The organism is Saccharothrix sp. 6-C (genome assembly GCF_016695385.1).
In the GTDB taxonomy this organism is placed as follows: Bacteria; Actinomycetota; Actinomycetes; order Mycobacteriales; family Pseudonocardiaceae; genus Actinosynnema; species Actinosynnema texasense.
Map to the genome: position 1 here is coordinate 8,857,931 of NZ_CP064192.1, position 14,322 is coordinate 8,872,252.

The 14,322-nt window shown below is 73.3% G+C and carries 11 protein-coding genes; 5 read left to right on the plus strand and 6 right to left on the minus strand.

The genetic code is table 11. The features are described 5' to 3' along the window. Positions 1 to 2: 2 nt before the first annotated feature. Positions 3 to 1,331, minus strand: a complete 1,329-nt coding sequence (locus tag IOD16_RS38890) for an extracellular solute-binding protein (RefSeq protein WP_201438281.1) — start codon at positions 1,329 to 1,331, stop codon at positions 3 to 5. Positions 1,332 to 1,341: 10 nt separating this feature from the next. Continuing rightward, positions 1,342 to 2,565 (minus strand): ROK family transcriptional regulator, encoded by a 1,224-nt coding sequence (locus IOD16_RS38895; RefSeq protein ID WP_201438282.1) that lies wholly within the window; start codon positions 2,563 to 2,565, stop codon positions 1,342 to 1,344. A gap of 158 nt (positions 2,566 to 2,723) precedes the next feature. On the opposite strand from IOD16_RS38895, the gene IOD16_RS38900 reads away from it, so the two are divergent. After that, on the plus strand, positions 2,724 to 3,359 hold the full coding sequence (locus IOD16_RS38900) for a DUF3159 domain-containing protein (protein ID WP_201438283.1): 636 nt from the start codon (positions 2,724 to 2,726) through the stop codon (positions 3,357 to 3,359). A gap of 171 nt (positions 3,360 to 3,530) precedes the next feature. Here IOD16_RS38900 and IOD16_RS38905 read toward each other — a convergent pair whose 3' ends face one another. Then, positions 3,531 to 4,472, minus strand: coding sequence for an N-acetylglucosamine kinase (locus tag IOD16_RS38905; protein ID WP_123744434.1), 942 nt, complete (start codon positions 4,470 to 4,472; stop codon positions 3,531 to 3,533). A gap of 91 nt (positions 4,473 to 4,563) precedes the next feature. Then, on the minus strand, positions 4,564 to 7,785 hold the full coding sequence (locus IOD16_RS38910; RefSeq protein ID WP_201438284.1) for a S8 family peptidase: 3,222 nt from the start codon (positions 7,783 to 7,785) through the stop codon (positions 4,564 to 4,566). Between the two features lie 115 nt (positions 7,786 to 7,900). Here IOD16_RS38910 and IOD16_RS38915 point away from each other — a divergent pair, with 115 nt between their 5' ends. Genes IOD16_RS38915 through IOD16_RS38925 form a run of 3 tightly spaced genes read left to right on the plus strand, consistent with a single transcriptional unit; the run spans position 7,901 to position 10,822 of the window. Then, the gene (locus IOD16_RS38915) at positions 7,901 to 8,755 is read left to right on the plus strand and encodes a fumarylacetoacetate hydrolase family protein (RefSeq protein ID WP_201438285.1); all 855 of its coding nucleotides are present in this window, start codon (positions 7,901 to 7,903) and stop codon (positions 8,753 to 8,755) included. A gap of 1 nt (position 8,756) precedes the next feature. Further along, the gene (locus IOD16_RS38920) at positions 8,757 to 10,076 is read left to right on the plus strand and encodes an enolase C-terminal domain-like protein (RefSeq protein ID WP_123744431.1); all 1,320 of its coding nucleotides are present in this window, start codon (positions 8,757 to 8,759) and stop codon (positions 10,074 to 10,076) included. Continuing rightward, positions 10,073 to 10,822, plus strand: a complete 750-nt coding sequence (locus tag IOD16_RS38925) for an SDR family NAD(P)-dependent oxidoreductase (protein ID WP_123744430.1) — start codon at positions 10,073 to 10,075, stop codon at positions 10,820 to 10,822. Before IOD16_RS38920 ends, IOD16_RS38925 begins: the two co-directional genes overlap by 4 nt. 151 nt (positions 10,823 to 10,973) lie before the next feature. Here the strand turns inward: IOD16_RS38925 and IOD16_RS38930 are convergent, their stop codons facing one another. Continuing rightward, entirely contained in the window at positions 10,974 to 11,648 is a 675-nt protein-coding gene (locus IOD16_RS38930) for a FadR/GntR family transcriptional regulator (RefSeq protein ID WP_123744429.1), read from the minus strand. Between the two features lie 193 nt (positions 11,649 to 11,841). Here IOD16_RS38930 and nagA point away from each other — a divergent pair, with 193 nt between their 5' ends. Beyond that, positions 11,842 to 13,041, plus strand: coding sequence for an N-acetylglucosamine-6-phosphate deacetylase (gene nagA / locus IOD16_RS38935; protein WP_201438286.1), 1,200 nt, complete (start codon positions 11,842 to 11,844; stop codon positions 13,039 to 13,041). Between the two features lie 194 nt (positions 13,042 to 13,235). Here nagA and IOD16_RS38940 read toward each other — a convergent pair whose 3' ends face one another. Further along, complete coding sequence (locus IOD16_RS38940) at positions 13,236 to 14,279, minus strand: SIS domain-containing protein (RefSeq protein WP_201438287.1); 1,044 nt, start codon at positions 14,277 to 14,279, stop codon at positions 13,236 to 13,238. Positions 14,280 to 14,322: the final 43 nt, after the last annotated feature.

Consider the following 14,322-nt stretch of genomic DNA (forward strand, 5'->3'; position numbering starts at 1 on the left):
CCCTACCTGCCGCTCTTCGCGATCCGGTCGTCGATCTGCTGGTCGACTTCCGCCAACCCGGCCATCCGGTCGGGCACCGCGCCCGCCTGCCACGACGTGGCGAAGTCGCCGATCGCCTTGATGTGCGCGTCGCCGATGGGCGTCACCGGGTTGCCCTGGAGCTTGCCCGAGGTGGCCAGGTCGATGAACGTCCTGAAGTTCTCGTCCACTTCGAGGCGCGGGTCGGCCAGCGCGGCCTTCGTGCTCGGGATGTTCTTGATCCCGTTGGCCAGGTCGACGACGGTCGTGGTGTCGAACGACAGGTGCTTGATCAGCTCCCACGCCGCGCCGGGGTTCTTCGCGCCCTTCGGGATGCCCATGATGGTGCCGGTGGTGAAGCCGGTGCCGTACAGCTCGGGCGTGATCGTCGGGAACGGCGCGGTGCCGAACCGGACGTCCGGCGCCTGGTCCTCGAGGAACGCCGTGCGGTACTCGCCGTCGATCATCATGGCGATCTTCTTCTGGTGGAACGCGTGGTCGTTCGAGTACTCCTGGCCCAGCCCGGCCCGGAACCGCTCCAGGTTGTCGTAGCCGTAGAAGTCGACGAGCTGCTTCTGGAACTTCAGCATCTCCGCCCACTCCGGGCGGGCGAGACCGGACTTGCCGTCCGGGGTCTCCCACTTCGCGCCGAAGTTCGGCGCCCAGATCGGCGGGCGGTTGGCGTAGAACAGCATGGTCGGCAGGAAGCCCGCGACCTCGATGGAGCCGTCCGCCGCCTTCTTCGTCGTCCGCTTGGCGAAGTCGAGCAGCTCCGCCGTCGTCTTCGGCGGCGCGCTGATGCCCGCCTCGGCGAGCATGTCCTTGTTGTAGTACAGCCCGTACACGTCGCTGAGCAGCGGCATCGCGCAGCGGTTGCCCTTGTACTCGGTGTAGGAGCGGACCGCGTCGGGGATCTGGCCGAGGTCCACGCCGTCGCGCTCCACGTAGGGCTTGAGCTCCTGGAACGAGCCGCTGGTGCAGAACTGGCCGAGGTTGTCGGTGGTGAACGACATGGCCACGTCCGGCGGGTTGCCGCTGCGGATGCCCGCAGTGATCTTGTCGTCGTCCTGGCTGCCCTCGTGCCTGATCTCGGCGTTGGGGAACTTCTGCCTGAAGCTCTCCAGGGCCTTGGTGACCTCGGCCTGCTCGCGACCGGAGTAGTTGCTCCAGACGGTCAACGAGAACTTGTCGTCCTTGCCGGGAGCCGCCGCCGGTCCCGACTCGTCCGCCTGCCGGCCGGAGCCCGCCGCGCAAGCGGTCAGGGATACCGCCGCGGCCACGCACAGCAACGCCGCGCGGTGGAGCTTGCGCATGTGCTCTCCTTCATGTCGACGTGCCCGGTGCGGTCGCGCCCTGCTGGTTCGGACCGCGGAAGGGTTCGGTCGTGGCGGCGGGCAGACCGAACACCTGTTCCCTGACGACGGACAGCGCGGAGTGCAGTGCGCCGGAGCGCACCGGTTTCCCGGTCACCAGGGCGAGTTCGACGGGGGTGCGGGGCACCACCAGGCGGCGCAGCTCGGCGGCGACGAGGTCGGCGAGCGTCGTGCCGCCCGCCTGCGCGATCTCACCGGAGAGCAGCACCAGTTCGGGGTCGAGCACGGCGACCACGTTCGCCACGCCGGTCGCGACGCGGCGGGCCAGGTCGACCAGGAACTCCCGGCCGGCCGGTCCCTCGCTCAACGCCTTCTCCACCGCGACCTGCCCGCTGCGCGCGGACACGCCGTGCGCGCGGGCGAGGCGGGCGACGCCGGCGCTGTCGAGCAGGTCGCCGTAACGGCTCCCGGCGCGGTCGGTGCCCGTCTCGGCGTGCGCGTGGTCGGGGACGCGCATGGCGTCGATCTCGCCCGCGCCGCCGGTCGCGCCGCGCAGCAGCACGCCGTTGACCACGACGGCCGCGCCCACCGCGTCGGCGGGCCAGAGCAGCACGAAGTTCCGCACGCCCACGGCCCGGCCGGCGATCATCTCCTCCAGCGCGACGAGGTTGACGTCGTTCTCGACCGTGACGGGCGTGTCGAGGAGGGCTTCCAGCTCCTCGGGGATGTTCTTGTTCTCCCAGTCCGGCATGTGCGGCGCGTAGTTGAGGCGACCCGTCGTCGGGTCCACCGCGCCGGGGCTGCCCACGACCACGTGGTGCAGGGCGTCGGTGGTGAGCCCGGCCTGGGCGGCGGCCTTCGTGACCGCGTGGTGGAACGCCTCCAGCACACCGGTCCTCGGCATGGGCGCGCGGTGCTCGGTGATCGTGGCGCCGGAGATGTCGGCGATGACCACGTCGACCGCGTCGGGGGTGAGGGCGATGGCGGCGACGTGGGCCAGCGCGCCGTTGACCGTCCACAGCTGCGCGCGCGGGCCGCGTCCGCCACCGCGCAGGCCGTCGCGCAGGACCGTGCCTTCTTCTTCGAGGCGGGTGAGGAGCTGCGCGGTGGCCGGTTTGGACAGGCCGATGATCCCTTCCAGCTCCGCCCTGGTGAGCGGGCCGTTGCGGAGCAGCGCCTCGATGGCCGCGCGGTCGTTGATCTCGCGCAGCAGCCTCGGGCTCCCGGCTCGCATCGGGTCTCCTGTCCGTTTCAGGCGTTCCTGTCTGGTAACTTTCCAGACGATTTCCTGAGACGGTAGTGACGGGCCTCACGGGGGTCAACGGCCCGAGACGGGTCTGTTACCTGGGTTAGGTTGGCCTAAGGCACCCTGGACGTATGCACCCTGGAGGTATGACCGACACGCGTCAGGAGTCGTTGGCCTCACTGCTGGGCGGGCGGGGCGGTGCGCTGGACGCGTCGCTGCCGCCGTTGGCGTTCGTCCTGGGGTGGCTGCTGGGCGGGAGCTCCATCGCCGTCGGCGCGCTGGCGGCGGTCGCGTGCGGCGTCGTCGTCGGTCTGGTCCGGGTCGTCCGGGGCGGCCGACCGCGCGCGCTGCTGGTCTCCGTGGCGCTGGTGGTCCTGGCCGCCTACATCGCCCTGCAGACGGGCCGGGCCGAGGACTTCTTCCTCGTGCAGATCTTCCTCAACGCCGCGTCGGCCCTGCTCTGGGCCGTGTCGATCGTGCTGCGGTGGCCGCTGCTGGGCGTGGTGGTCGGCCTGGTCACCGGCCAGAAGCTCCGGTGGCGACGCGACCCCGACCTGCTCCGCGCGTACCGCTACGCGTCCTGGCCGTGGGTGGGCCAGTACGTCCTCCGCGTGCTCGTCTTCGGCGCCTTGTGGCTGGCGGGCGAGGTCGTCCTGCTGGGCGTCATGCGTGCCGCCCTGACCTGGCCCCTTCAGGTCGCGTGCATCGCCGTGAGCTGGTGGGTCCTGCGCCGCACCCTGCCCGCCGACCACCCGGGCCTCCGCCACCCCCGCACCCCCTGACCCCCGCGCGTGTCCTACGTTCAGAACATGCGTGTCCTACATTCCGGACAGCCGAGTTGAACACTCAGAACGACCTTCTCGGCCGCTGAGAGGCGGGCGATCTGTTCTGAATGTTCAACTCGAGGTACCGGAACGTAGGACACGCGCGTTCGGAACGTAGGACACGCGGGGTCAGGTGGGGCGGGGGGCGGAGTCGCCCAGGATCTTGACGGCGGCCAGCCAGGCGGCGCCGGCGGCGCCCTCGGTGGCGACGGTCACGGGAGCCGAGGTGCGGGTGGCCAGCTCGCGCTTGAGGCGGGAACCCAGCGGGTGCGCGTGGACCAGGCTGCCCATCAGCACGATGGGGGAGCGGTCGTCGGCCGGACGGGCGGCCTCCGCCAGGTCGGCCAGGGTGCGCACGGCGGCGGTGACGATCCGGTCGGCCGACGGGGCCGAGGCGTGCGCCGTCACGAGCGGCGCGTAGGTCGCCAACGCGATCGGCGCGGCGCCGTTGGCCGCGGTGATCAACCGCCGCCACCGCTCACGCCGGGGCACGTCCGGCTCGTCGGGGATGCCGGCCCGCGCCAGCACGGCGTTCGACAGGTCGTCCGGCTCGTCGCGCTCCAACGCCGCCAGGGTCGCCCGCACCGCCTCACGCCCCAGCCAGAACGCCGAACCCTCGTCACCCAGCAGCCACCCGTACCCGCCGGCCGTCGACACCAGCTCGTGGTGCTCGATCCGGGCCGCGATCGACCCCGTCCCGGCGACCAGCACGGTCCCGTCGGGCGACGCGGAACCGGTCGCGAACGCCGCCTCGCAGTCCGTGACCACCCGCATCGGGCACCGCAGCCCCGCGCCCGCCCACGCCGCCTCGAACAGCGCCGCCACCGCCGGGTCGCTGAGCAGCTTGCTCGACCCGGCCATGCCGAGCACACCCGACTCGACCTTCGCCGGGTCCACCCCGTCCAGCGCCGCCGTCAACGCCTGCCGCACGTGCGCGGCGGCCAGCTCCGGCGGGTGGGAGTTGGGGTTCGCGCCGCCGGCCACCCCGGCGCCCAGCCGCGCGCCGTCCAGGTCGAGCACCAGCGCCCGGGTGCTCGTGCCGCCCGCGTCCACACCCACCACGAAACCCATTCGCCCGAGTATGCCCAGCACGGACAAGGTCCGGCACACCCAACCGGGTTGTGCCGGACCTGCCTCTCCGTGACAGCCCAGCGGGGAACGGTCAGCGCACCGCGAGCACCTGCGCGCGGTCGCCGGACGCGTTGTGGTGGTGCAGGAGGAGCAGGCTGTCGTCCACCCCGGACCCGTCCCGCCGCACCCGCAGCACCGCGCCCGGTCCCGCCACGAACGTCACCCCGTCCTCGACGCCGAGCCCCGGCCGCAGCGGGTCGAACGCCATCGGCGTGGCGATCCGGTCCACCAGCCCGTCCGCGTTGCCCGGCGCCGGGTAGCTCCCGGACATCACGACCGTGTACGTCAGTGGCGCGCTGCCCGCCGCCGGGTCGATCCCCAGCGCCGTCAACGCCACCGGCAGCACCACCACGTCGCTGTCCATCACGTTGGTGTCCACGTCGCCGTACCGGCCGTTGAGCGGTTGCTCGTCCACGACCTCGCCGTCCGCCAAGCGCACGGTCCGCGCCAGCCACACGTCGGCCGTCACGACCTCGCCCACGCTCGGCTTCCCGGCGCGCACGGCGTAGTCGGGCACGCCGTCGCCGGTGGTGTCGATCCGGACCTCCGGGCTGTTGGTCAGGCCGAGCGTGACCCAGTCGTGCCAGGTCACGACGCCGAACGCGAGCATCCCGGCGCCGACGCCCGCCCCGACGTACCGCAGGTCGCCGCCCTTGGCCGAGCCGTTGACCGCGCAGTCGGCCTGCACCTCGTCCGCGCAGTCGGGCAGCTCCGGGCTGGAGCCCTGCAACCGCACCACGCTCACCAACGACCGGTAGGCCTCGTCACCCTCGCCCTGGTCCAGCGCGTGGCCGCCCAGCTCCACCGTGCCGTCGCCGCGGTCGACCGCCGCCACGTCCGCCACGGGTTTCGGGGCCGCGTACACCGGCACCCGGAGGGTGCGGTCGCCGGACCGCACGAGCAGCCGCCCGGACGCCTCCGCCAGGAACTGCCGCGCCGCGTCCGCCTGCACCTTCTCGACCGTCGGGTCGGCGACCTTCCGCAGCTCCCCGGGTGTGACGGTCAGCGCCACCTCGACCGACGCGGTCCCGCCCGGCGGCACGACGACCGCCGGCGGCCACACGCCGAACGTCGCGCCGGGCACGGTGGTCGCGGGCTGGTAGGACAAGAACGCGGTGCGCGGCCGGTCCGACTTGTTGACCACCTCGACCGCCTTGCGCACCGTCAGCGTCGACGCCGCCTCGACCGGCCCGAACGACACGCCCACCGTGCCGGGGTCGTCGGCGACCATGGCCAGCAGGTCGACGCCGACCGCGTCCAGCGCGTCCACCCGGCCCGCGCCGACCCGCATCGGCGCCTCGGGCGTGCCGGTGGTGTGGTCGTCGCCGTCGGTCACGTCGCCGGTCGCGGTGTTCACGATCGCGGCCTTGACCTCCTCGACCGTCCACTCCGGACGGGCTTCGCGCACCAGCGCGGCGATGCCCGCCACGTGCGGTGCGGCCATCGAGGTGCCGCCCATGCTCACCGCGTCGGAGCCGGTGCCGACCGACGCGGAGAGGATCGTGTCGCCGGGCGCGGCGACGTCCGGTTTGGCCGCCGTCGCGCCGCGCGACCCGCGCGAGGACGACGGCGTGATCGTGTCGGCCAGGGTCGGTGTCGTCGTCGGCACGGCGTTGCGCAGCGAGCCGAGCATCCGCACCTGGAGCGTGCCGCCGGTCAACGCGGGCCGCACGGCGTCGGTCGCGGCCCGGGTGAACTGGAACACCGGGATGCCCGCGTTGCCCGCGATGGCCGCTGTGAAGTGGGCGCTGGTGGCGGGCAGCAGCACGCCTTCCGCGCCCGCTGCCTCGGCGTTGTCGGTCCGCACGCCCGAGCCGCACTCGCGCGTCGCGTCGTCCTCGTCCCACTCCAGCCACACGAACCGGCCGTTCAGGTCCTCGGTGATCGGCGCGCACCCGTCGAGGTTCTCCGGGTCGGCGACCGGCACGACGGGCAGCGTCACGTCCAGCGCCGCATACCCGGTGTAGCTCTTGCTGTACTGCCCGGCCTGCCGCGCGCCCGCCACCTCGACGCCGTCCAGCAGCGCGAACGCGTCCCGCGTGTTGGCCACCGCCAACGCCTCGGGCGTGTTCGCGGGCGAGCCGCCGACGTCGTAGAGGTCGCCGCCGTTGCCCGCCGCCGCGACGACCACCACGCCGTGCTCGACGACCTTGCGCACGAACAGGCTGTCCGGGTCGTCCTGGCCGCCGTAGTCGCCGCCCAGCGACAGGTTCACCACGTCGAGGTGGTCGCCGAAGTCGCCGTCGCCGTTCGGGTCGAGCGACCAGTCGAGGGCCGGCCCGACCAGTTCGGTGGACCCCGTGCAGCCGAACACCTTCAACGCGTACAGCGACGCCTTCGGCGCGGTGCCGGGCCCGATCCGCATGCCGGCCAGGTCCTGCGGCGTCAGCGCCGAGTGGTCGCCGGTGAACGTCGTGCCGTCGGCGTTCTCGCCGTACCCGGCGGCCGTGCCCGCGACGTGCGTGCCGTGGCTCTGGCAGTCCAGGGGGTTCGGGTCGGGCGCGGGCACCGCCTGCTCGGGCTTGGTCGAGTCGTAGGCGTCGCCCGCGAAGTCGTGGCCGCCGACGACCTTCGCCGTGGGCGTCCACGGCGCGGTGCGGTCCACGGCGTCGTAGGCGGCGGCGGTGCCGGGGCCGCCGAAGTCGGCGTGCGTGTAGTCGATGCCGGTGTCGATGATGCCGATGCGCATCCCCTCGCCGTAGCGGCCGGTGTCCCGCCACACCCGGGCGGCGCGCGTCAGCTCGGCCGCGCCCGCGTTCCGCACCGACTTCGGCACGGTCCGCCGCACCGACTTGACCTCGGGCAACGCGGCCAGCCCGCGCAGGCTCGCGGCGTCGGCGGTGACCACGACACCCGGCACCGCGTTGCGGGTCTTGGCGACCTCGCGCGTGCCGGAGTCCCTGCCGCGCAACACGGTCAGCACCCGGTCGGCCTGCACGTCGACGTGCAGCCGGGCCGCCCGTGCCGCCGCCGCGGGGTCCTGCCCGCCGCGTGCCTTCTCGTCGCCGTACGCCCTGCCGGCCGGGGCGGTGCTCAGCTCGACGAACGCGGTGACCGGCCCGGTGGCGCGGGCGAGCGTCGAGCCGACCCGCTCGGAGGAGCCGTGCCCGGTCCCGTGCCCGGTCCCGTGCCCGGTGCGGTCGGGTGGCAGCGGTCTGGCCGCCGGGCCGGCTCCCGAGGCGCTGCCGACGAGGAGCGTGCCGAGCAGTGCGGCGGTGGCGGCGGACGCGCACACCGCGCGGTGGAATGTCATCGCGACCCTTCGTAACCAGAATTCATCGGACCACTAACCGGGCGTCCTCTAGACGGAGCCCCGCAGGAGCGCTATACATCCGATCTGTCGACCGGACTGTTGAGGAGGACCTGCCGTGCGGCTGCTGCGCCTGGGACCGTTGGGCTCCGAACGACCTGCCGTCCTCGCCGACGACGGCGTCACGTACGACCTGACCCCGGTGACCGACGACGTGACCGGCGCGTTCCTCGCGGCCGACGGCATCGCCCGCACCCGGGCCGCCCTGGCCGCCGGCGAACTCCACCCGATCGTGGCCGACGGCGTGCGGATCGGGCCGCCGGTCGCGGGCGTCGGCAAGCTCGTCTGCATCGGCCTCAACTACCGCGACCACGCCGAGGAGACCGGGCTGCCGCTGCCGACCGAGCCGGTGATGTTCCTCAAGACGCCGGACACGATCGTCGGCCCGGACGACGAGGTGCTGGTGCCGCGCCGGTCGGTGAAGACGGACTGGGAGGTCGAGCTGGCCGTCGTCATCGGCCGCACGGCCCGGTACCTCGACTCCGCCGAAGAGGCCCTGGCCTGCGTCGCCGGGTACGCGCTGTCCCACGACGTCAGCGAGCGCGAGTTCCAGCTCGAACGCGGCGGGCAGTGGGACAAGGGCAAGAACTGCGAGACGTTCAACCCGCTCGGCCCCTTCCTCGTGCCCGCGGACGAGGTCGGCGACCCGCAGGCGCTCGGCCTGCGGCTGTGGGTCAACGGCGTGCCGCGGCAGGACTCCTCCACCAAGAACATGATCTTCCCGGTGGCCGAGCTGGTCCGCTACCTGAGCTGGTTCCTCGTCCTCCGACCGGGTGACGTCATCAACACCGGCACGCCGGCCGGGGTGGCGCTCGGGCACCCGGAGCCGAAGCCGTACCTGCGGGCGGGCGACGTGGTGGAGCTGGAGATCGACGGGCTGGGCAGGCAGCGGCAGACGCTCGGGCAGGCGTGAGGTGACCGCCGGGGCGGACCGGGTCGTCGCGCTGGACGTGCTGGACATCCGGTTCCCGACCTCGCGGGAGCTGGACGGGTCGGACGCGATGAACCCCGATCCGGACTACTCCGCCGCCTACGTCGTGCTGCGCACGTCGGGCGGACCGGAGGGCTACGGGTTGGCGTTCACCATCGGGCGCGGCAACGACGTGCAGGCCGCCGCGATCCGGTCGTTGGCGCACCACGTGGTCGGCCGGCCCGTGCCGGAGACCGCCGCCGACCTGGCCGCGTTGTCCTCGGCGCTGGTGGGGGACTCGCAGCTGCGGTGGCTGGGCCCGGAGAAGGGCGTCGCGCACATGGCGCTGGGCGCGGTGGTCAACGCGGCGTGGGACCTGGCGTCGCGGCGCGCCGGGCTGCCGCTGTGGCGGTTCCTGTCGGGCATGACGCCGGAGGAGATCGTCGGCCTGGTCGACTTCCGGTACCTGTCCGACGCGCTCACCCCGGACGAGGCGCTCGACATCCTGCGCCGCGCCGAACCCGGCCGCGCCGAACGGGCGGCGGCGCTGGTCAGGGACGGCTACCCGGCCTACACGACATCGCCCGGTTGGCTCGGCTACGCCGACGACAAGCTCGCCGGGCTCGCCCGCCAGGCCGTCGCGGACGGCTTCGACATGGTCAAGCTGAAGGTCGGCGGCGACCTGGCCGACGACGTGCGGCGGATGAAGCTGGCCCGCGAGGTCCTCGGGCCGGACGTGCGCATCGCCGTCGACGCGAACCAGCGGTGGGACGTCGGCACGGCCATCGCGTGGATGCGCGAGCTGGCGCCGTTCGACCCGTACTGGATCGAGGAGCCGACGTCACCGGACGACGTGCTCGGGCACGCCGCCATCGCCGAGGCGGTGAGCCCGATCAAGGTCGCCACCGGCGAGCACGTGCAGAACCGGGTGGTGTTCAAGCAACTCCTGCAGGCACGGGCGGTGGACGTGGTGCAGCTCGACGCGTGCCGGGTCGGCGGCGTGAACGAGAACATCGCCATCCTGCTGCTGGCGGCGAAGTTCGACGTGCCGGTGTGCCCGCACGCGGGCGGCGTCGGCCTGTGCGAACTGGTCAGGCACCTGGCGATGGTCGACTTCGTGGCGGTGTCCGGGACGGTGGAGAACCGGGTCGTCGAATGGGTCGACCACCTGCACGAGCACTTCACCGACCCGGCCGCGGTGCGCGGCGGCCGGTACCTCGCGCCCACCGAGCCCGGGTTCTCGGCCAGGCTGCGGGAGGAGACCCTGACCGACTACCGGTACCCCGACGGTCCGGTGTGGACGGAGCTGGAGGAGCAGCGGTGAGCGAGTTCGAAGGGCTGGTCGCGGTGGTGACCGGCGGCGCGTCGGGCATCGGCCTGGCCACCGCGCGGTTGCTGGCCGCGCGGGGAGCGACCGCGGTGGCGTTGGACCTGGACCCCCGGGTCGACCCGCCGCTGCACGGGATCAGGGCGGACGTCACCGACGACGGGTCGGTGCGCGCCGCGATCGACGAGGTGGTCGAGCGGTTCGGCCGGCTCGACGTGGTGGTGAACAACGCGGGCGTCGGCGCGCAGGGCGACGTGACCGCGAACCCGGACGACGAGTGGTCGCGGGTGCTGGACGTGAACGTGGTCGGCATGGCCCGCGTCGCCCGCGCCGCGCTGCCGCACCTGCGGAAGTCGCCGTCGGCGGCGATCGTGAACACCGGCTCCATCGCGGCTTGGGCCGGTCTGCCGCAACGCGCGCTGTACTCGGCGAGCAAGGGCGCGGTGCACGCGTTGACGTTGGCGATGGCCGCGGACCACGTGCGCGAGGGCATCCGGGTGAACGCGGTGGCGCCCGGCACGGCGGACACCCCCTGGGTGGGCCGGCTGCTCGACTCGGCGCCGGACCCGGTCGCCGAGCGGGCCGCGTTGGAGGCCAGGCAACCGCACGGGCGGCTGGTGTCGGCGGACGAGGTCGCGGGCGCCGTCGCCTACCTGGCCGGTCCGCTCTCCGGCTCCACCACGGGCACCGTCCTCGCCGTCGACGGCGGCATGCACGGCCTGCGCCTGCGCCCAACCCCCTGACCCTCGCGAGTCCTACGTTCAGAACGCGCGTGTCGTACCTTCAGAACGCGAGTGTCCTACGTTCGGAACGCGTGTGTCCTACGTTCGGAACACCCGAATTCAACGCTCAGGTGTCGGCGGTGGCGGTCGGCGGGCAGGGGCCCGCCCGCCGTCACGTCAGGTCCGACAGCCACTGCTCGACGCCCGCCACGTGCACCGTCGACCACGAACGGGCCAGTTCGGGCTGGTGGGCGGCCAGGGCGTCGACGATGGCGCGGTGCTCGGCGACGGTCCGGTCGACCGCGCCGCCCTGCGTGATGCCGCGCCAGATGCGGACCCGGACGGTCGGGCCGGCGAGGGTGTCCAGCAGCTGGGCCAGGTAGGCGTTGCCCGATCCCTGCGCGACGGCGCGGTGGAACTCCAGGTCGTGCTCGACCAGCTCCTCCACCGACCGGGCGGACTCGGCGGCGTCGCACAACGCCCGCAGCGCCGCGACCTCGTCGGGCCCGACGCGCTGCGCGGCCATCGCCGCCGCCGCCGGTTCGAGGATGCGGCGCACCTGCAGCACTTCCAGCACGGAGTCCTCGCCGCGGTGCAGGTCCAGCACGAACGACAACGCGCCGAGCAGGTCGTCGGCACGCAGGCTGGACACGTACGTGCCGTCACCCTGCCGCACGTCCAGCACCCTGACCAGCGACAACGCCTTGACCGCCTCACGCAGCGAGTTCCGCGACAGGCCGAGGCGCCCCGCGAGGTCCGCTTCCCGCGGCAGTCGGTCGCCCGGCTTCAGCTCGCCCGAGACGATCATCTCCTTGACGCGCAGGATGGCGTCGTCGGTAACTGCCACGGCGGCCCTCGACTCGTCAGCTAGACCTCGGATGTCTGGCGCCAAGTATGGGCCACGCCGGGGCGCCGCGAGGGCGACCGCGCCGTGCGGCGAAGCATTCACCCAACCCTACTCTATTCGGTTATCTTATAACCATGCGTGACGGCGTCCACCACTTCCGGCCATAATGGTCTGGACCATTTGAGGAGGGACCTTGGACACGGTTGTCGCAGCTCCGCGAGCACTGCTCGGTCGGACCATCACCGGTCCCGTCAGCCTGAGGTTGAGGGCGGGCCGGATCGTCGAGGTCGTCGCGGGTTCACCACCCGACGGCGCCGAGGTGCTGACCGACGGCCTGCTCACCCCGGGCCTGGTGGACGTGCAGGTCAACGGGGCGGTCGGGGTCGACTTCGCCGAGGTGGACCCCGAAGGCATGGCCGCAGTGGCGAGAGCGCTCCCACGAACCGGGGTGACCCGCTTCCTGCCGACGCTGATCACCGCGCCGGTGCCGGTGGCGATCCGGCAGGCGCACGCCGTGCTGGCGGCGTCGGCCACCCTGACGAGGCACGCGGGCGCCAAACCGCTCGGCGTGCACCTGGAAGGGCCGTTCCTGTCGCCGAAACGCGCGGGCGTGCACGACCCGGCGCTGATGGTGGCGCCCGGCCCGGCCGAGATCGACCTGCTGCTGGACGACGAGGTGCTGCGCCGGGCGCTGCGCATGGTGACCCTCGCCCCCGAGCAGCCGGGCGGCCTGGACGCCGTGCGCAGGCTGGCGGCGGCGGGCGTGCTGGTCGCGGTCGGGCACAGCGACGCGACCGGCGAGCAGACCAGGGCCGCCGCCGAGGCGGGCGCCCGCATGGTGACGCACCTGTTCAACGCCCAGCGCCCCCTCGGTCACCGCGAGCCGGGCGTGCCGGGCGTGGCGCTGGTGGACGACCGGTTCACGTTGGGGCTGATCGCGGACCTGGCGCACGTCGGCCCGGACGTCTGCCGGCTGGTGTTCAACGCCGCCGGGCACCGGGTCGCCCTGGTCACGGACGCCGTGGCCGCCGCGGGCATGCCGCCCGGCCGCTACCAGCTCGGTGGCGCGGACGTGCTGCTGACGGAGGACGGCGTGCCGCGTTCGCCGGAGGGCACGATCGCGGGCAGCGCGCTGACGCTGGACCTGGCCGTGCGCAACATCGTGTCGGTGGGCGTGGACCCGGCGGCCGCGCTGGCGTCGGCGACCGTCGTCCCGGCCGACGCGATCGGCGAGCCGACGTTGGGCCGGCTGGAGCCCGGGGCCGTGGCCGACCTGGTCTGGTGGGATGACGACCTCCGGCCGCGCAAGGTGTGGGTGGACGGCGAGGTCGTGTTCGACCGTGAGGCGGCGTACGAGAGCGCGGCGGTCGGCGTGGCCGCCGCGGGCCAGTAGCCGCACCGCCGGAGACAGCCGGAGAGGCCCGGGGGACGTGATCCCTCGGGCCTCTCCCGTGTTCCGAGCGTTGAATTCGGGTGTTCTGAACGTTGGACTCACGCGTTCCGAACGTAGGACTCGCGCGTTCTGAACGTTGGACTCACGCGTTCTGAACGTAGGACTCGCGCGGGGTGGAGGTTGGACTCTCGGGGTCAGCGGGTGCGGGTGACCTTGTTCAGGCCGCGCGGGTTGTCCGGGTCGCCGCCCCGGGCCAGGGCCAGGCCGTGGGCCAGGCGCTGGATCGGGAGGATCTCCAGGATCGGGGCCACTTCCTCCGCCGTCTCGGCGACCGGGACGCGCAGGGCGGCCGGGACCTTGTCGGCGGCCGAACCGACCGCCAGCACGTCCGCCCCGCGCCCGTGCACGACGTCCAGCACGTCGTGCAGCGCGTCACCGCCCTTGCCCGAGCTGGTCACCGCCAGCACGGCGGTCTCCGCGTCCACCGCCGCCACCGGCCCGTGCAGCAGGTCCGCCCCGCTGTAGGCCCGTGCCGCCAGGTAGGACGTCTCGGCCAGCTTCAACGCCGACTCCAGCGCCGTCGGCAGCGAGTAGCCGCGCCCGGTGGTCAACACCCGGTCGACGAACCGGTACCGCTGCACCGCCTCGGCCACCGCGTCCGCCGACGAGTCCAGCGTCGCCCGCGCCAGGTCGCCCAGCCCCGCCGCGGCCGAGCCGTCACCACCGCGGATGCCGTCGACCAGCAGGTACAGCGCCAGCAGCGTCGCCGAGTACGTCTTCGTCGCCGCCACGGCCTGCTCCACGCCCGCGCCGACGTCGACCGCCAGCTCGGCCGCCCCGTTCAGCGGCGACGACGCGGTGTTCGTCACCGCCACTGTCAACGCCCCGCGGGCACGGGCCGACTCGGTCACCTCCAGCAGGTCCGGCGACCCGCCGGACTGCGACACCGCGACCAGCAGCACGTCGCGCAGGTCCGGCCGCGCCCCGTACAGCGTGGTCGTGGACGGCGACACCAGCCCGGCGGGCAGCTCCAGCAGCACCTCGGTCAGGTACTTCGCGTACAGGGCCGCGTGGTCGCTCGACCCGCGCGCCGCCAGCAGCACGAACCGCGGCCGGCGCTCGGCGATCACCGAGGCGACCGACGCGATGGCGTCGCGCCGCGCGAACAGGTCGGCGAAGATCCCCGGCTGCTGGTCGATCTCGGCCGCCATGTGCCTGCCGGGCTGGTGGTCGGTCATCGGAGTTCCCCTGTCGGTTCAGGTTCAGGCCCAGGGCCCGGAA